Origin of the sequence: Epilithonimonas pallida, assembly GCF_900182975.1 — a bacterium.
GTDB lineage: Bacteria > Bacteroidota > Bacteroidia > Flavobacteriales > Weeksellaceae > Epilithonimonas > Epilithonimonas pallida.
Genome location: NZ_FXUO01000005.1, coordinates 128030 through 144658, shown reverse-complemented (window position 1 = coordinate 144658; position 16629 = coordinate 128030). Strand labels below are relative to the sequence as shown.

Sequence of the window (16629 nt, the reverse complement as noted above, 5' to 3'; positions counted from 1 at the left end):
CCTCCCTGCGGTCGGAAACGCATTTTTGCATCAATCGGAGCAACCCTATTTCTAAAACATTACCCCGGCTTCTGGCTTCAGAAATATTTGAAAAAAGGTTGCGGGCTTTTTTGTTGTACTTTGATTTGAATTCAAAAAGTAAATCGATGTATGATGATGTACAAGTCGGTTCTAATTCCAGTTTATTTTGAGGTCTCTGAATTCTAAATTCGCCCGTGATTTTTCAAACGTATTTCTTTCTAATTGTGAAATGGTTTTGAATCTGAACATTTTGATAAAACATCGGTTCTCCCTGCGCCTCCTTAAATGAAAAAGTAAGCTTCACAGGAACATTCTTCGACAGCTGAGGATAGGTTTTACTCGATTTATACAGATCAATTTTATACTCGTTTCCTTCAATATCTACTAATGATATGTCCTCGATCGTCATTTTTTTATTTTCATCCTTCGATTCAATAAGGAAGGAAACTTCGATAGTCTTTCCGGCCTTGTTGCCTTTTACTGCTGTTATTGTATAGGTGGAATTTTCCTGTTCACTTTCCAGAATGGGCTTATTAAGATCAAGAACTTTCTTCAGGTATTCGTTTTCGGAAGTCAGCACTTTGTTGGTCGACTGCAAGGTTTCATTGTCTTTCTTCAGGGCATCGCAATTCGTCTGGCCGTATCCGTATGCCGCCATTACTACAGCAGATAAAAATAAAAATCGTCTCATATTAATTGTTGTCATTCTTATGGTTATCGTAGTCCAAATATAAGGATAAAATGGCTTCTAATCAAGGTATTGCCGTAGAAAATGTGGCTTTTATGCTTGCCACCGACGGGCGTTCGTTTTCAGTATGCAAAAGTATAAATCCCGTTTCTGCTCAAAAAATCTTTTTGGGCATCTAAAAAAATTCGCTCCGGTTATCCACTAATTTTTCCAGACACTCCTGAATTCTGCGAACAAAAAGATTTCGGAGCCTTCATTCCATTGGTTCCATTACGGTTTTGGCTGAAACGGAATTTCTATCGTCAGAAAGCAATGAAAAACGACTGCCCCATCGGACACAAAGCAAAGCGCTCTTTACATTTTCAATGACAATCAAAAATCAATCTCAACCCTTTAAAATTTTTAACAATGAAAAATCCAGGTATTTCAGCCAATGAATTTTACAACCATTTTAGCGGTACTGAGCAGTATTTCGCCTATTTCTTCGGATACGTCTTTACGGATGGCGTCAAAATTATCGCAGAGGAAGAACAATGCTTCTGGTTCATCGACTGCATTGTATCGTACCAGCTTTCTGAAAAGTTCCGTCAGGAAGAATTCCAGGTCTGGAAACTCGAAAGAGTAAAAGAAACGCAGTTCAGGCTTACGGCAACAGATGGAAATAACAAGGTACTTGCCACGCAGGACATTCCGTTTTCGGATTTCTTCTTCAACGAGTTCACCATCTGGAAGGAAGGCAACGTGCTGCTGCTGCCAAGCGAACATTAATCTTAAAAACCTCACGATGTACAGGCAATCGTATTTATAACTTTAAAAATAATTACAATGGGAACCTATGCCATCATTTATTTGAAAAAGGCTGAGAAAGCCGCCGAAGTCAACGAGCTGTTAAAGACCAGCTATCAATTGGAATACGAAACGTTTAACGGCGTGGAGTATGGTGTGTTTTTCACAGAGGAAATGTTTGAAGAAGATTTGCGTTTTATGAATGAAGACGAAGAAGGAAAAAAGAACCTTCTGCACTACACACGCCCTATTTCAAGGGAAACTTACCATTCTCTTCTTTTTGGTGCGGGAAACTGTTTTGGTGACATCGGCACTGCCTGTTTTAAAATTTCCTGTGTCGATGAAAAGGAGATGTATTATATAAAAGCTTTGAAGGCGTTTATAAAAAATCCTGAGTATAAGCGCTATATCAATTTTAAAAAGTCAAAACATTTACAGGACTTTCTACGCCTGTAGTGATGATCTTTATTGAAACGCAATCTGAGCCTGGTCAGATTGCGTTTTTGATTTAGGTTTGAAATTTCTTTAAAGGCACAAATGCAATTCCTCCCTTCGGTCGGAAACGCATTTTCGCGCAAAGCGGTGCAACACTATTTCTAAAAAAGTTCTGTGCTCGATAGAGATTTTTTAAAAAAGTTATGCTTATATAGAAAAAATTCATAAATTTTTAACCACGGAATTTGTTCATTACATTTGTTTGCAACAAGAAAGGAAAATGATTTACACCATACCAACAAAGAAAGGTTTAGGAATTGAGATTTGGGGAACGCGCGATGATCTGGAATACCTATACGATATTGTCTCAAAATTTTGGAATGATCCGTCGCTCTCACCAATAAAAGGATACGAAGATAAAAATCATCTCATCAGCGGTTTTTCTTACGAAATACGAAAAGCATCGTACGGAAGCAGGCTGACCAGAACCCATAGTCATTATTCTTTCGAGGAGATTCCATATTGTGGCTTTCAGGTTTCCTGGGTTCATATCATATTCTCTATTGCCGCACTGAAATACAATATGAAATTAACGAAAAGCGATAAGGCGGACATCGCTATGTTTTTACATTTGGAATATTGGATAGAAAGGGCAATGAAAGATTATGAGCCTGTCGGAGCCGTTAATCTCTTACCCTATCTGGATGACGCAATTCACGCAGGTAATGAAAATCTGTATCTTTATATGCGGCATATCAATTCAACATTCTTTGGTTTGAAGGGCGGCAAGAAATCGTTTAGAAACTTAGCGCACCTGTTGCGGACTGCCGTCTTTTCAACGGATGAATACAATGATTTACAAAACTTTCTACAGTCGGAAGCTAAAAAGCACAACTGTAAAATTGAGGATTTGGAACTGAATGATGATGACAAGATATACGAAATAGAATGGTAATAACAGCTATTAATTGCTATTGAAAATGACTGATCAATCCCTGCAATCACTTATTGATAATTTAAATTCAGGTAATACCGGATCTTATCTTATCTTCCGCAGACCCCTAAGTCAATATGTCGATTTTGCTAAAATCTGGTTAGAAAAACCGACGGAAGATGATAGTGTAACCTCTTCTGACGGTCCTGATCATTTTTACCTTATTAAAAATAACGAGGGCTTCTTTGTCGCAATTGTATATGATATGCGCCGGGATTTACACTGGTTTGTATTACCTCAGTACCGCGGAAAAGGCCATCTGACAAAATCAATGAAAAGTACCATTATTCCGCATTTATTTTTGAGTAGAGATCAGCAAAGAATTACCATTGATGAAATGCAGATCGGATCCCTGAATTTTAAGGCTTCCCAAAAAGTCGCATTGGTGTTAGGGTTTATAAAAAGTGAAGAGGAAGACTATATCCTTTTGAAAGACCATTCTAGTAATGAAAATTCGAATGCAGGTGAAAATTCAGAAATTACTCCTGAAAGATTGGGTGAACTTAGAAAACAAATCAATTTCCTAGCCCGTTCATTGTGGGCCATAGAAACCGAAATAGAAATGGGATACGGAAAGACAGAATATTCTGAAGAGCTTCAACAATTAGTCTGGCAGATTAAAAATCACACCTGGAAAATTGAAGATTTTTGGTGGGGCAAAAACAAGAAGAATGAATGAGTTTTAGAACACTGTTTTATAGATAAAAGGCTATCTTTTACTTTAACGGGTTATTGAATCATAAGCTTATCAATAATTTTTTTGGATTATAGAATTTATTATCGTAATATTGCGATGATAAAAAAATAAATCTATGGGACTTACCAAAACAGAGATATTTTCGGATGAACAGAATAAACTTGCGACTTTATTTAAAGTTTTGGCACATCCTGCACGAATTGCAATCCTGCAATATATTATTGACCAAAAAGCCTGCATTTGTAATGATCTGGTGGATGAATTGGGATTGGCGCAGGCAACCATTTCACAACATTTAAAGGAATTGAAGACCATCGGAATTATTCAGGGTACTATCGAGGGTAAATCTGTTTGCTACTGTATTGAAGATAGGAAATGGAAAGAGGTACAAGGGTTGTTCAATCAATTTTTTGAACAGGAGGTAAATGTTGGAGGGTGCTGCTAAGTACATTTTTTTACATCATAACATCGTCATATTGCAATATAATAATTTGATAAAACTAAATTTAAGTATAATGAAACTATCAGAAATTAAAGAAATTTTACCGTCATTGAACAATGTCGAATTTCAATTAGAAAACGGAACTTTTGTACCGGAGCACTTCCACGTTACAGAAATCGGTGTTATAACAAAAAACTTTATTGATTGTGGAGGAACGATCCGAAAAGAGAAAGTTGTCAATTTCCAGCTATGGGATGCCAATGATTTTGAACACCGGTTGAAGCCATTCAAACTTTCAAATATCATTAAACTGTCCGAAGAAAAATTAGCCATTGAAGATGCCGAAATAGAAGTAGAATATCAAGGTGAAACCATCGGAAAGTATGACTTGGATTTTAATGGAAGTTCTTTTGTACTAAAGAACAAACAAATCGCTTGTCTGGCTGGTGATGCCTGCGGTATTCCTGAATCAAAAGAAAATGTGAAGTTATCTGATTTGAGTAGTTCTTGCTGTACTCCCGATTCAGGGTGTTGTTAAATCCTGATGCTATGGAAATAAGATCAATAACAAAGGACAACTTTTCCGAGGTCGTAGAAATCTATAATCAGGGCTTAGCTACCAATATTGCCACTTTTCAGAATGATGCACCACAGTGGGAGGAATGGGACAGAGTACATCTGGACTTTTGCAGAATTAGTGTATATAAAAAAGAAAAGATGCTTGGCTGGACCTCATTAACAACTGTTTCAAGTCGTTGTGTTTATGCAGGTGTCGCAGAAGTTAGTGTATATGTTGCGCAGGAACAAAGGGGAAAAGGTATTGGTAAGCACTTATTAGACGAATTGATAAAACAAAGTGAAGCTAATGGCATTTGGACTTTACAGTCCGGTATTTTTGCTGAAAATGAAGCGAGCATCAGACTACACGAAAAATGTGGATTTAGGCTAGTGGGCTACAGGGAGAAAATAGGAAAGAAAAACGGTGTCTGGAAAGACAATGTGCTTATGGAGCGCAGAAGTAAGATCACAGGCCTGGATTAAAAGATCTATATTAAAAGTTAAAATTATGTACGCAACACTTTCAGAAACAATTCAACAATTACAATTACGACACATTAGTGAAGATCGTAGAACGATATTGCAACCGCTGATCGATTTTGTACAGCAAAAAACTGATAAAAATGAGGAGATAAACCTAAATTTCATTTGCACTCATAATTCCCGTAGAAGCCATTTGTCACATATTTGGGCACAGGTAGCAGGTGCATATTTCAATATCCCGAATGTACATTGCTACTCAGGCGGTACAGAAGAAACGGCACTATTTCAGAAAGTGGCAGAAACATTGACTAATCAGGGTTTCAAAATATTCAAAATTGCCGATAGCCATAATCCTGTATATGCCATCAAGTACTGCGATAATGGTCTGCCCATCATCGGATTTTCTAAAAAGTATGATCACCCGTTTAATCCTGTATCCGGATTTGCAGCTATTATGACCTGTTCGCAGGCAGACGGTGGGTGTCCTTTTATTGCAGGGGCGGAAAAAAGAATACCAATCACATTTGAAGACCCTAAAATTTCAGATAATACACCGGACCAATCAAAAGTGTATGCAGATAGAAGTTTACATATTGCAAGCGAAATGTTTTACGTCTTTTCAAAATCAGCCGTTAACCGATGCAACCAAAACTAAAATTTCTTGACCGTTACCTGACCTTATGGATATTCCTTGCAATGGCATTGGGTGTGGGCTTAGGCTATTTCTTTCCCGAAATTTCTAATCTTACAGACGGCTTGTCCGTTGGCACTACAAATATTCCGTTGGCAATAGGTTTAATATTGATGATGTACCCTCCGTTGGCTAAAGTTGATTATTCATTATTACCCCAGGCCCTCAAGGATAAAAAAGTGATTGGTATATCCTTATTCCTGAATTGGATAATCGGTACGGTTCTTATGTTTGGATTGGCCGTTTTGTTTTTGCGGAATGAGCCCTATTATATGACCGGACTGATAATGATAGGATTGGCCAGATGCATCGCAATGGTCATCGTATGGAGTGATTTAGCAAAAGCTAACAGAGAATACACGGCATTGTTGGTCGCACTCAACAGTATATTTCAGATATTGAGTTATAGTTTTTTAGTATGGCTGTTTATCAATGTACTACCGAAAAAATTAGGATTGGCTAATTTCAATGTGAGCGTATCTGCCCAAGACGTAACGGAAAGTGTATTGATGTATCTGGGTATTCCTTTCTTGGCCGGTTTTGTAACCCGTTATACATTGGTTAAGTCAAAGGGAATAGAATGGTATAACAGAACATTCGTATCCAAAATATCTCCAATTACTTTATATGCTCTATTGTTTACCATCGTACTGATGTTTAGCCTGAAAGGCAACAAGATAGTAGAGTTGCCAATGGATGTCATAAAAGTAGCTATCCCTTTAGTCATCTATTTTGTATTGATGTTTTTCGTGAGCTTCTTTATTGGAAAATATTTAAAAGTTCCTTACGATAAAAACGCGTCAATTGCTTTTACCGCCACCGGCAACAACTTTGAATTGGCTATAGCTGTTTCAATAGCTGTTTTTGGAATACATTCTCCGCAGGCATTTGTAGGGGTTATCGGTCCATTGGTGGAAGTACCCGTCCTGATATTATTAGTGAAGGCAAGTTTATATTTGAAAAGAAAATACTGATTCACATATCAGTATTTAAATTATCAACTCATCTTCCTCCTCGGCAGTCCAATCTCGTGCTCCTGCGGATAAGGCTTTCTGAATGTCATACTCACATCTTCGCGCATATTGTTATAAGCTTCGTAGGCTTTATCTTTATCCAAAGAATATCTTGGATCAGGAATAAAGGGCATTTTTGCCATCTTTATTATGGTAATGGTAGGAAAGTGAAAATCAACTTCTACAGTTCCTAATAACAGGTAGCATCCGCCACCCTGAAAAGGATATTGTGAAAGATTATCCGGAAAGTGGGCGGTATCAAAATATTCACCTTCCGCGTCTATCCACGTTCCGAAAAACATTGTCCCTCTTTTGGTGGGAACGTGTTTTCGGGATATCAGATAGGCCAGCATTTTGACTTGTTTCTTATGGTATTTCGTCAGGTCTTTTGCCATTACACTGCCTCTGTATTTGGTTTGCAATAAGTCGAACGGACTCACCGAAACTGGGAATCCCAAAATCTCAATTTCGTCAAACGCATCTTCCAAAGGATGCCTTTGCACCTTTGGGAGGGTATATTCTTTTTGGGATTCGTCCAGTAATGTCAGGTGTTTGAAAGTTGGTCTGTTTCCTGCTAAAAGAAATCGGGCTTCAATTAACAGTTCGTGCTTTTGCTTTCCGGTGAACCGGAATGCTCCTATGAATATTAAAGTTTGTAAGGTCTCAATACCAATAGGGATTCTTTTGACAAAGTTTTCCAGGGAGGTATAATCACCATTATTTTTCCGTTCTTCAGGAATTAAAACCGCGATTTTGCTTTCGAGCTTTTCGATGTGCATCAATCCTAAATAGACGTCTTTTTCGTAAACCGTAGTCTGGTATTCGCTTAGATTGACACAGGGATTTAATATGGCTGCACCTGACATTTTAGCTTCGTGGACATATACCTCTGTTCTGTAGAAGCCGCCGCCATTATTGATCGCTGAAACCATAAACTCGATAGGGTAGTACACCTTCAGATAAAGGCTTTGGTAGCTTTCTACCGCATAGGATGCCGAGTGGGCCTTGCAGAATGAATAGCCTGCAAAGGATTCTATCTGGCGATAGACCTCTTTGGAGAGCTGCTCCGGATGACCCAGGGTCTTGCAGGATTCAAAGAAGTGATCTTTGACTTTCTGGAGTGCAGATAGGGAACGCCCTTTGCCGCTCATCGCCCGGCGTAGCACATCGCCGTCAGCAGGGGACAGGCCTCCGAAATGAAGGGCGATTTTGATAACATCTTCCTGGTACACCATAATGCCATAAGTCTCCCCCAGTTCTTTTTCAAAAACCGTATGAAAATATTCAAATTGATCAGGATTGTTGTGACGGAAAATATATTCCTTCATCATTCCGCTTTGTGCTACGCCCGGACGTATGATGGATGATGCTGCCACCAATACTTTATAATTGTTGCATTTTAATCTTCTGAGCAGTCCCCGCATTGCCGGACTTTCAATATAGAAGCAGCCGATTGTTTTCCCCCTACTCAAAAATTCATTGCATCTCTGTTCATCTTTTGACAAGCTCACATCCCGGATATCAACTTTGATACCTCGTTTTTCTTCGATGAGTTTTACGGTATCTTTAATCGTACCCAATCCCCGCTGGGAAAGAATGTCGAATTTTTCCAGACCGATCTCCTCGGCCACGTGCATATCGAACTGGACGATCGGAAATCCTTTCGGCGGCATTTCTAATGCCGAATAATTGGTGATGGGTTCTTCAGAAATTAAAATTCCGCAAGAGTGCATACTTCGCTGGTTTGGAAATTTCTCTAAAAGCTTTCCATATTTGTGAACCATTGCTGACACCGAATTAATATCGTGCTGTTCAATAGATTTGGAGGCCAGTTCATCCAGTTCCTCTTTTGGCAAGCCGAATGCTTTACCCACCTCTCGGAAAATCGATTTGTACTTAAACTCGACATTGGTTCCGCAAAAGGCCACGTGGTCTTTTCCGTATTTATCAAAGATGTACTGTAAAATGGCATCCCGGTTCTGCCAGCTCCAGTCGATATCGAAATCCGGTGGCGTTTTCCGGTTCAGATTTAGGAAGCGCTCAAAGTACAGGTCCAACTCCAATGGGCAGATGTCTGTAATGCCAAGACAGTAAGCAACGATACTATTGGCACCACTTCCACGCCCGACGTGCATAAAGCCCATCCGGTTGCTATACTGAATGATGTCCCAGGTGATCAAAAAGTAGGCACAGAAGTTCAGTTGGTCAATGACATTAAGCTCCTTGTCCATCCGTGCTTTAGCCTTCCCGCCATCATCAGGATATCTCTTGTTAAACCCTTTATAGGCAAGTTGCTTCAAAAGCTTTATATCGCTGTCTTTACTTTCTGTAAAGTTCTTTTTGTTTTTAGGGGTCTTATAGTCAAAATGGAAATGGCATTGTTCCAATAATTGTTTGGTGTTTTCAATGATCTGTGGATAATGCTGGTAATTCTTTAAAAGCTCATCCTTTGAGATCAGTTTTTCGTTTTGCCCGCATATATCATTTTCTTCAAGTTTAGTAACCAATGTGTTTCGGTCAATGGCCCGCAGAATTTTATGCAGTTTATATTCTCTCTTTGTTGTAAAAGTCACCGGCTGTAAAATGACCATTCTTGGCAGATACTTTCTCAGGCTGGGATTAATCAAAAGATTGATCTCTTCGGGACGTATGCCGATGTATTCATTTCGGTGAAGTTTCATAGGGTAATTGCTCAGAGGATATACGACAAACACATTTGACAGGTCAGGGTGATGAAGTGGGAGATCAATTCCTTCGCAATTGTGTCTTGTCAAAAGCCTGTTGATTTCCCCTATACCTGATTGATTTTTTGCCAGGCAGATGTAATGCTGTTTATTGTCAGTTCTTACATCCACACCTACGACCGGTCTGATATTATTCTTCTCACATAATCTGTGAAAGTCATAAATGCCGGAGATACAATTGATATCGGTCAAAGCGGCCACACCAATTTCCAGGTCGACACATTGCTGAACCAATTCTTTTATGGAAATGGTACCGTAACGTAAGCTGTGGAAAGAATGACAATTGATGAACATAACAAGGTAAATTATTGGTTTAAAAATCCGGATGCCCGGCCAACGCTGTCTGAACCGAACCTCATTTTAATTTTGTCCAACGTTTGATAAAGACTGATAAGCTCTTCCGTATCTTCAAACAGGTTCATCTGGTGACATCCGTGAACTAATCCCGTAAATTTTATCCCTATCAGCCTGATTCGCATTCTGCGGTTATAGACCTTTTCAAATAATTCTAATGCATACTTGAGCAGCGTATGGTCGGATGAAGTGTAAGGGATTCTGTATTGCTTGGTCTCTGTATCGAAGTTAGAGTACCGAATTTTTACAACCACCGTGGAAGTCAGCCACTTCTCCTGACGGAGCTGGAAGCATAACTGTTCCACCATTCCCGACAGTATGCTCTTTATAGCGGTGATATCGATGGTATCCTGTGAAAATGTATTTTCCTTTGAAATAGATTTTCTTTCCGAATAGGGAACAACTGGCGTTTCATCAATGCCATTGGCTTTCTTCCAGAGTTCCTGCCCGTTTTTTCCGATAAGCTGGTGCAAAACTTCAATCGGTGTTTCCGATAAGGTTTCAATGGTTCTGACTCCTAATCTGGATAAGAGTTGAAAAGTGACATTCCCAACCATTGGAATCTTCTTTATGGAAAGCGGATTTAGAAAGGGTTTGATGCTCTGCTCAGGAATTTCAAGTTTACCGATGGGCTTCGATTCCCCGGTCCCGATTTTGGAAACGGTCTTATTCGTGGACAAGGCAAAGCTGATGGGCAGACCGGTATTTTTTCTGACTGCCTCTGCAATTTCAGTTGTCCATTGATAGCAACCGAAAAATTTATCCATCCCGGAAAGATCAAGGTAGAATTCATCAATGCTTGCCTTTTCAAGAATCGGAACTTTTTCCTGTATGACTTCAGTGACCGTATGCGACATATTGGAGTACATTTCCATATCGCCCCGGATTACCTTCGCTTCCGGGCAAAGCCGAAGCGCCATCTTTATTGGCATTGCACTTCGCACCCCAAAATATCGTGTCTCATAAGAGCAGGATGCTACCACGCCTCTGTCTCCGCCACCAATGATAAGCGGCTTTCCAACGAGGTCGGAGTTCTTCAGTCTCTCACAGGAAACAAAGAATGTGTCCAGATCCATATGCGCAATTGCTCGATTCATAACGACAAAATTAGATTCATTTTGTATCATTTTTATTATATTTGCTGATACAATTTGTATCAATGTCAGTTTTTTCAGATAATATCAGGTTTCTAAGGCATAAAAAAAGTTTGTCCCAGCAAAGTATTGCAGATAATTTGGGAATAAGCAGGGTCCGTTATGCCAAATATGAAGACGGCCGTTCCGAACCGCCATTCGATGTTCTTCTCAACATCTCCAAATATTTTAGCATCAGCATCGACCTGATGCTGACTTTGGATCTGAGAAAATATCCTTTGGAAGATATTATCAAACTGCCGGATAACAGGATTGTTCTTCCAATACTGGTCGATGAATCCGGTGAAAATAAAATTGAAATTATCCCCCACAAAGCTTCAATGGGTTATCTCGAAGGATATAGTGATCCGGAATACATTGAAAGTTTACAGCATATGTCTTTGCCTTTTCTGAGAAACGGAAAGTACAGGGCTTTTCCCGTGGGAGGGGATTCAATGCCCCCATACAATGACCGGACTTTTATCATTGGAAAATATGTGGAGAGTAAAGATGACCTGAAAGTTGGAAAAACATATCTCTTCATCACCCGAGAAGGAATGACCTATAAAAGATATGTGGGAAAAGATGAAAATGGAACACTCGTGAGTGCAGATAACAGCTTTTACAGTCCTTACGAAATCGAATGGTCATCCGTTATGGAAATCTGGGAATATGAATGTTCTGTAAACCGCGATGAGCTGGGACTTTGGAATTTTGGGCAACCCGACATCCAGGGAATGTTTTTATCGTTAAAGAAGGATATCCAAATCCTTAAAGATCAACTCAACAGCAATGACAAAAAATGAGATCTGTTGTTTTCTCAAACTCCGGTTAATATAGCAAAAACGATAACCTGACGGTGCCATACAAATATCCAGAACAAAATATAACCTAAAGGCTTCGCTTGTAATAAGTTTGACCCACTTTTTAGAAAACCGGCTCAAAATTATTACCACAAAACGCTGCACTGGCTCAAATAATAAGCCGACTATCTCCTACCCGGTCAAGAATTTCAGCCGAATGTTATTGATGCAGCTCAGGATTAAAACCGTTCTATTTTGTGACGTGTATCAATAAACTACAGGAGCTGATAACCTTGCTTAAAAATTGCACCACTTATTGGGAAACCGGTTCAAATTTGTTACCATCAAACGCTCCACTGGCTCAAAAAATAAGCCGCTTATCTCAAAAACGGCTCAGAATGTGCACCAGATAATGCCAGTGCGGTTCAAGAGTTAAACCACCCTATTTCTAAAGTGTATTCAATAAACTGCAGGAGCTGATAACCGCACTTAAAAATTGCACAATTTTTTAGGAAACCAGCTCAAAATTGGTACCACCAAACGCTGCACTGGCTCAAAAAATAAGCCGCTTATCTCAAAACCGGCTCAGAATTTGAGCCAGGTATTGGCAATGCGGCTCAAAAATTGAGCAGCCCTGATGTCATTTACTTTTCTGCTTTTTTTCTTTTCGAAAGCAACAAATCCAACTTACTAATAATCAATTAAATGAAGTCTTTTTTCAGAGCTCTGAAAAATCAGCGGTATAAGTAAGCAAGATGTGTCTTTGTATATACAACTTTTCAAGTTCCATATCCCAAGACGCTCTTGCCTTTTTGCAAAAGGGGAAAAGACTTCGGAACTCGTCTTTTTTCTTTTTAAACCTTCAGTTAGATTCCAATTTATTCTTTTTTAATCTCCCCTGCTTACAGATGAATCCAGATTGTTCTTATTTAGCCCAAGCCCCTCTAACACTATTGTTTTCAAGGTTTTAATGCTACAACTTTGCAGCAGAAATCTTAATCAGATGAAAACAATTCTTTACTTTTTCTTTAGCTTATTGACGGTATCAGTCTCGGGACAGGTCGGCATCAATACCCCAAACCCAGAAGCTACTCTGCACGTAGTAGGTAAACCTGACGATCCGAATCATTACGATGGGATTATTCCTCCAAGTATTACCGGTGACCAGTTATCAAAAAAGATCTATTCCTCCTCGAAAAAGGGCGCGTTGGTATTCGTGACACTTCCGCCGTACATACTGTCCGGCCAGGTTATCAACATTTCAAAGGCTGGGCTCTACTATTTTGACGGCAATCTATGGCAACCATTAATGCAGGATGATAAGGTAGAATATCAGACTATTCTGGTTCTCGACCGCAATACCGATAGTCCGCTTACAGTAACTTCCCAATGGAGTGAGCCTATTAACCTTTGGGGACATAAGGACACCTACCCTACCTCTACGAAATTCTACAATTTGGGTACAAAAAAACTTGGAGCTTTAGAGGGAGCCGTGTCGTTTACAAAAATTGAGGGGATCATCAATATTAAATTCCTTGTATCTCGAAAAGCAGATTCCGAGCCTGTGTCAGATGATGTCGTAATGGATATTTCTGATATCTGTAATGAAATAGGATACTTCCCGACCGATGTCGCCTGGCTCCATCCTGAAAATTCGACAGCCCTGATGACTGTTTTTCTGCAAAACAATTCAATTCATATCCCCGCAACAACTTTAAATGCAATCGGTTCCAATACAGTGGGCGAAGCCAAAGGATATTCAACCTGGACGAAACCTCATTTAAAATAAGCCAATACAAAATGCTATTCAACAGCATTTCGAAATGATAAACGATTCTAAAAACGCAATAAACCTTAAACAAAAAACAAACAATGAAAAACAATTTTCTAACCTTACTTTTTGCATTGGCATTTGTTAACCTGTTCTCGCAGGTCGGTATTAATACCCAGTCGCCTAAAGCTACTTTTGAAGTGGTCGGAAAACCAAATGATGCGAATCATTTTGACGGGATCATCCCGCCACGCATTACCGGTGATGAATTAGCAGCAAAAACTTACTCCACCGCACAAAAAGGAGCTATTGTATTTGTGATCGCTCCTGCAACCAATCTAACCGGACAGGCAGTTCACCTGACAAGATCGGGACTGTATTACTTTGATGGACAGCAGTGGGTTGAGATCTCTAAAGATGATCCCTTGGAAGCGGTTGCTCTTAGAGGCAATACCTCTACGGTAGAGCTTGTCGTAAAGAACAGCCTAAAACTTGATTTTGACCTCAAGGAAAATTATATCCTGGGAAAATCCAGAAGTCCGATCACCGGTGAATACAATACCATCGTGGCGACAGATTCCAACATCACTTCCGGAAAAGGAAATTCAGCATTTGCCTACGCAATGTCACAGGGAAAGGTGACCGGTAAGTTAAATTACGGAATGGGTGTTTCGGCATTAAATGGTATTGCTAACGGAACTATATCCGGTAACAGGAATATCGGTATAGGCCCCGGCGCCATGTCATACATCACATCAGGAAATGACAATATATCGATCGGTTACCTGTCAGGAACCGGAAACCGGACAGGATCTAATAATATATTCATTGGCGTGGGGGCCGGAAGCCCGGTAGTCGGAGACCGAAGTGTCAGTAATAAGCTGGCTATTCATTCGACCCCGGTCAATACAAATGCAAACGCTTTTTGGGATAGTATCACAAACAATTACACCGACTATAAGTTTGCGCTGATCTCAGGAGACTTTTCTGAAAGATGGCTGAATATCAATGGCAAGTTAAGCGTAACGCCTTCACAAATGCCCAACGCAGACGGCGATTCTTCCTATACTAAAAAAGTAGTTGCAAAGGCTGATGGTTCATTTGGTTTTGCCACCGAGGTCATTCCCACACCACCAGCTGTCGGAACCTACGTCCTGAAAAGTGTGAATGGTATTCCAAGTTGGAGCTCTCCGTGAAAAAAGAAGGAAGTACGAATTCTGAAGTGATCTTTTTCCGGATCCAACAGGAAAGAAAAGAGAACTGGAAGAAAACATGCCAGGAAAGAAATATCTCTTTGACCAGACTGATCATCGATTCTGTGGAGAACAGGATTATGGATGATGAAAGAAGAAAGGTTCTTAAATTCATTGAAAAGCAGGACAATATCTTTGCAAAGATCGAAACCAATGTCAATCAGTTGGCAAAAGTGGTTAACGGACAGAAGTTCATCTCGGAAAAGCAATTGGAATTATTTTCCGCACAGCTCACAGAAATAGCAACACTGAAAGCCAGGCAGAATACAATTTTTGAAAACATCTACACATTGCTTTCAAAATGATCGTTAAGCTTATGAAGCCGGCTGGAGCTAACTTTCCCGGAGTAGATTACAACGATAAGAAGATTGATAAGGGAAAGGGAGAATTGACGCTGATGAAGAATTTTCCGTCATTCATTAATGAAAACAGCAATAAGCAGCAGGTCAGGAACTATCTGAAAGCGATATCCAAAAGCAATAAGGTGCAAAAACCACAATTCCACGCGGTGATCTCCACCAAATTCCAAGAGCACAGCAAAGAAGAGCTTGCAAGGATCAGCGCAGATTTTATGGCTCAAATGGGATACGGACAACAGCCTTACCTAGCAGTTTTTCACAAGGATACCGAGAATAATCATATTCATATTGTTTCCACTAGGGTCAATAAACAAACTGGAAAAAAAATCGATGACAGCTACGAAAAGCTAAAAGCCCAAAAAGCTTTCGCCCAAGTGATGGAAAAACGGTACGGAATCAATGAGGAGGAAAAATTAAATCAACTTTTAAACTACAAAATTGGCTCTTTTCAGCAGCTGAAAACTTTGCTCAACCGAAATGATTACCAACTTACCGAAAACACAAATGATGGAAAATCCATTACCATTTCAAAAAACGGCATTGTACAGCGAAGAATCTCAGCAGATCAGATTGTTTTCACCAATAAGGAAAGCGAGAAACGGATCAGGCAGATCAGGGCCATTTTTTTTAAATACAGGCAGCTTTACTCCAACAAAGTGTTTAGAGTGGATGATTACCGGAAACAGGAAGCAATGCTTCCCATAGAAAAACTGAAAGATCATTGGAAACCGGAAATCGAATTTGAAAATGAGCTTCAGAAGAAACTGAGAGACGCTTTCGGTATTGACATCGTATTTCATCACAAGAATGATCAACTACCTTTCGGCTACACGTTGATCGATCACAAGACCGCAACAGTTCATAAAGGCAGTGAGATCATGAAGATGGGAGATTTGTTTGAGTTCACTCCTGCAGTAATGGACAAAAGGCTTTTTGAGCAGCTGAAAGATTATGGCATTCCCAATGCGGAAACCAAAACGGTACTGCTAAAATATCTGAAAGAACAATATACGGAAAATGAGCTGAGCGATTATATGCTGTTTGAAAATAAAAAACTGAAGAACAAAGATATATTCAATGCCATCAGAAATGATGTAAAGGATTATCTCAAAAATCAAAGTGGAGATCAAGTCAGCCTTGTAAAATCCGATGAAGGAAAATATTATGCGATCCATTCCAGGCTTCACTTCGTTGGTGAGCTGCAAACCTTGATCGGCGAGAAGCAATATCAGCAGTTTCTGAATCCTCAATTGTTTGGTGAAAAACAGAATGAAAACAATTCCGGAAACGAGTTGAAGCAAGCCGTCAACGAGATGCTGTTTGAATGGATGAAATCGTCCGGAACAGTAAAAGACCCGGCGGAGAACGAGTTGAAAAAGCGAAGAAAAAAGAGATAAAAACAAA

The 16629-nt window shown here is 39.7% G+C and carries 17 protein-coding genes; 14 read left to right on the top strand and 3 right to left on the bottom strand.

Annotation, left to right across the window (positions count from 1 at the left end):
- Positions 1-223: 223 nt before the first annotated feature.
- Positions 224-727, bottom strand: a complete 504-nt coding sequence (locus QOL71_RS11105) for a transposase (RefSeq protein ID WP_283416993.1) — start codon at positions 725-727, stop codon at positions 224-226.
- Between the two features lie 390 nt (positions 728-1117).
- Between QOL71_RS11105 and QOL71_RS11100 the strand changes: the two genes are divergently transcribed.
- The 9 genes from QOL71_RS11100 to arsB all read left to right on the top strand — a co-directional run bounded on the left by QOL71_RS11100 (position 1118) and on the right by arsB (position 6769).
- A complete protein-coding gene (locus tag QOL71_RS11100; RefSeq protein WP_283416992.1) occupies positions 1118-1477 on the top strand; it encodes a DUF6876 family protein in 360 nt (119 codons plus the stop codon).
- Between the two features lie 57 nt (positions 1478-1534).
- On the top strand, positions 1535-1951 hold the full coding sequence (locus QOL71_RS11095; protein WP_283416991.1) for a hypothetical protein: 417 nt from the start codon (positions 1535-1537) through the stop codon (positions 1949-1951).
- A gap of 259 nt (positions 1952-2210) precedes the next feature.
- Complete coding sequence (locus tag QOL71_RS11090) at positions 2211-2885, top strand: DUF6904 family protein (protein ID WP_283416990.1); 675 nt, start codon at positions 2211-2213, stop codon at positions 2883-2885.
- Between the two features lie 25 nt (positions 2886-2910).
- Positions 2911-3603 carry a hypothetical protein gene (locus QOL71_RS11085; RefSeq protein ID WP_283416989.1) on the top strand — a complete coding sequence of 231 codons (693 nt, stop codon included), beginning with the start codon at positions 2911-2913 and terminating at the stop codon, positions 3601-3603.
- Positions 3604-3736: 133 nt separating this feature from the next.
- Entirely contained in the window at positions 3737-4066 is a 330-nt protein-coding gene (locus tag QOL71_RS11080) for an ArsR/SmtB family transcription factor (RefSeq protein WP_283416988.1), read from the top strand.
- Positions 4067-4136: 70 nt separating this feature from the next.
- Positions 4137-4601, top strand: a complete 465-nt coding sequence (locus tag QOL71_RS11075; protein ID WP_283416987.1) for a DUF6428 family protein — start codon at positions 4137-4139, stop codon at positions 4599-4601.
- A gap of 11 nt (positions 4602-4612) precedes the next feature.
- Positions 4613-5104 (top strand): GNAT family N-acetyltransferase, encoded by a 492-nt coding sequence (locus QOL71_RS11070; RefSeq protein ID WP_283416986.1) that lies wholly within the window; start codon positions 4613-4615, stop codon positions 5102-5104.
- Positions 5105-5129: 25 nt separating this feature from the next.
- The gene (locus QOL71_RS11065; RefSeq protein ID WP_283416985.1) at positions 5130-5759 is read left to right on the top strand and encodes a low molecular weight phosphatase family protein; all 630 of its coding nucleotides are present in this window, start codon (positions 5130-5132) and stop codon (positions 5757-5759) included.
- Positions 5744-6769, top strand: a complete 1026-nt coding sequence (gene arsB / locus QOL71_RS11060) for an ACR3 family arsenite efflux transporter (protein ID WP_283416984.1) — start codon at positions 5744-5746, stop codon at positions 6767-6769. Before QOL71_RS11065 ends, arsB begins: the two co-directional genes overlap by 16 nt.
- A 23-nt stretch (positions 6770-6792) precedes the next feature.
- On the opposite strand, the gene QOL71_RS11055 is transcribed toward arsB, so the two are convergent.
- Both QOL71_RS11055 and dinB read right to left on the bottom strand, forming a co-directional pair.
- A complete protein-coding gene (locus QOL71_RS11055) occupies positions 6793-9846 on the bottom strand; it encodes a DNA polymerase III subunit alpha (protein WP_283416983.1) in 3054 nt (1017 codons plus the stop codon).
- Between the two features lie 11 nt (positions 9847-9857).
- Complete coding sequence (dinB, locus tag QOL71_RS11050) at positions 9858-11003, bottom strand: DNA polymerase IV (RefSeq protein ID WP_283416982.1); 1146 nt, start codon at positions 11001-11003, stop codon at positions 9858-9860.
- A gap of 62 nt (positions 11004-11065) precedes the next feature.
- Here dinB and QOL71_RS11045 point away from each other — a divergent pair, with 62 nt between their 5' ends.
- The 5 genes from QOL71_RS11045 to QOL71_RS11025 all read left to right on the top strand — a co-directional run bounded on the left by QOL71_RS11045 (position 11066) and on the right by QOL71_RS11025 (position 16622).
- On the top strand, positions 11066-11845 hold the full coding sequence (locus QOL71_RS11045; RefSeq protein WP_283416981.1) for an XRE family transcriptional regulator: 780 nt from the start codon (positions 11066-11068) through the stop codon (positions 11843-11845).
- 967 nt (positions 11846-12812) lie between these two features.
- Positions 12813-13631: a hypothetical protein gene (locus QOL71_RS11040; RefSeq protein WP_488167832.1), complete on the top strand. Its 819-nt coding sequence runs from the start codon at positions 12813-12815 to the stop codon at positions 13629-13631.
- Between the two features lie 83 nt (positions 13632-13714).
- Complete coding sequence (locus tag QOL71_RS11035) at positions 13715-14809, top strand: hypothetical protein (protein ID WP_283416979.1); 1095 nt, start codon at positions 13715-13717, stop codon at positions 14807-14809.
- A complete protein-coding gene (locus tag QOL71_RS11030) occupies positions 14806-15171 on the top strand; it encodes a hypothetical protein (protein ID WP_283416978.1) in 366 nt (121 codons plus the stop codon). The genes QOL71_RS11035 and QOL71_RS11030 overlap by 4 nt, the downstream gene beginning before the upstream one ends.
- Positions 15168-16622 (top strand): relaxase/mobilization nuclease domain-containing protein, encoded by a 1455-nt coding sequence (locus QOL71_RS11025; RefSeq protein ID WP_283416977.1) that lies wholly within the window; start codon positions 15168-15170, stop codon positions 16620-16622. Before QOL71_RS11030 ends, QOL71_RS11025 begins: the two co-directional genes overlap by 4 nt.
- Positions 16623-16629 lie beyond the last annotated feature (7 nt).

Bases quoted from the DNA above. Each gene is read 5' to 3' on its own strand.
- QOL71_RS11075 (WP_283416987.1), top strand. From the start codon at position 4,137: ATGAAACTATCAGAAATTAAAGAAATTTTACCGTCATTGAACAATGTC.
- QOL71_RS11095 (WP_283416991.1), top strand. From the start codon at position 1,535: ATGGGAACCTATGCCATCATTTATTTGAAAAAGGCTGAGAAAGCCGCC.
- QOL71_RS11040 (WP_488167832.1), top strand. From the start codon at position 12,813: ATGCTACAACTTTGCAGCAGAAATCTTAATCAGATGAAAACAATTCTT.
- QOL71_RS11105 (WP_283416993.1), bottom strand. From the start codon at position 727: ATGACAACAATTAATATGAGACGATTTTTATTTTTATCTGCTGTAGTA.
- QOL71_RS11045 (WP_283416981.1), top strand. From the start codon at position 11,066: ATGTCAGTTTTTTCAGATAATATCAGGTTTCTAAGGCATAAAAAAAGT.
- dinB (WP_283416982.1), bottom strand. From the start codon at position 11,003: ATGAATCGAGCAATTGCGCATATGGATCTGGACACATTCTTTGTTTCC.
- QOL71_RS11085 (WP_283416989.1), top strand. From the start codon at position 2,911: ATGACTGATCAATCCCTGCAATCACTTATTGATAATTTAAATTCAGGT.
- QOL71_RS11070 (WP_283416986.1), top strand. From the start codon at position 4,613: ATGGAAATAAGATCAATAACAAAGGACAACTTTTCCGAGGTCGTAGAA.
- QOL71_RS11100 (WP_283416992.1), top strand. From the start codon at position 1,118: ATGAAAAATCCAGGTATTTCAGCCAATGAATTTTACAACCATTTTAGC.
- QOL71_RS11090 (WP_283416990.1), top strand. From the start codon at position 2,211: ATGATTTACACCATACCAACAAAGAAAGGTTTAGGAATTGAGATTTGG.
- QOL71_RS11080 (WP_283416988.1), top strand. From the start codon at position 3,737: ATGGGACTTACCAAAACAGAGATATTTTCGGATGAACAGAATAAACTT.
- arsB (WP_283416984.1), top strand. From the start codon at position 5,744: ATGCAACCAAAACTAAAATTTCTTGACCGTTACCTGACCTTATGGATA.
- QOL71_RS11065 (WP_283416985.1), top strand. From the start codon at position 5,130: ATGTACGCAACACTTTCAGAAACAATTCAACAATTACAATTACGACAC.
- QOL71_RS11035 (WP_283416979.1), top strand. From the start codon at position 13,715: ATGAAAAACAATTTTCTAACCTTACTTTTTGCATTGGCATTTGTTAAC.
- QOL71_RS11055 (WP_283416983.1), bottom strand. From the start codon at position 9,846: ATGTTCATCAATTGTCATTCTTTCCACAGCTTACGTTACGGTACCATT.
- QOL71_RS11025 (WP_283416977.1), top strand. From the start codon at position 15,168: ATGATCGTTAAGCTTATGAAGCCGGCTGGAGCTAACTTTCCCGGAGTA.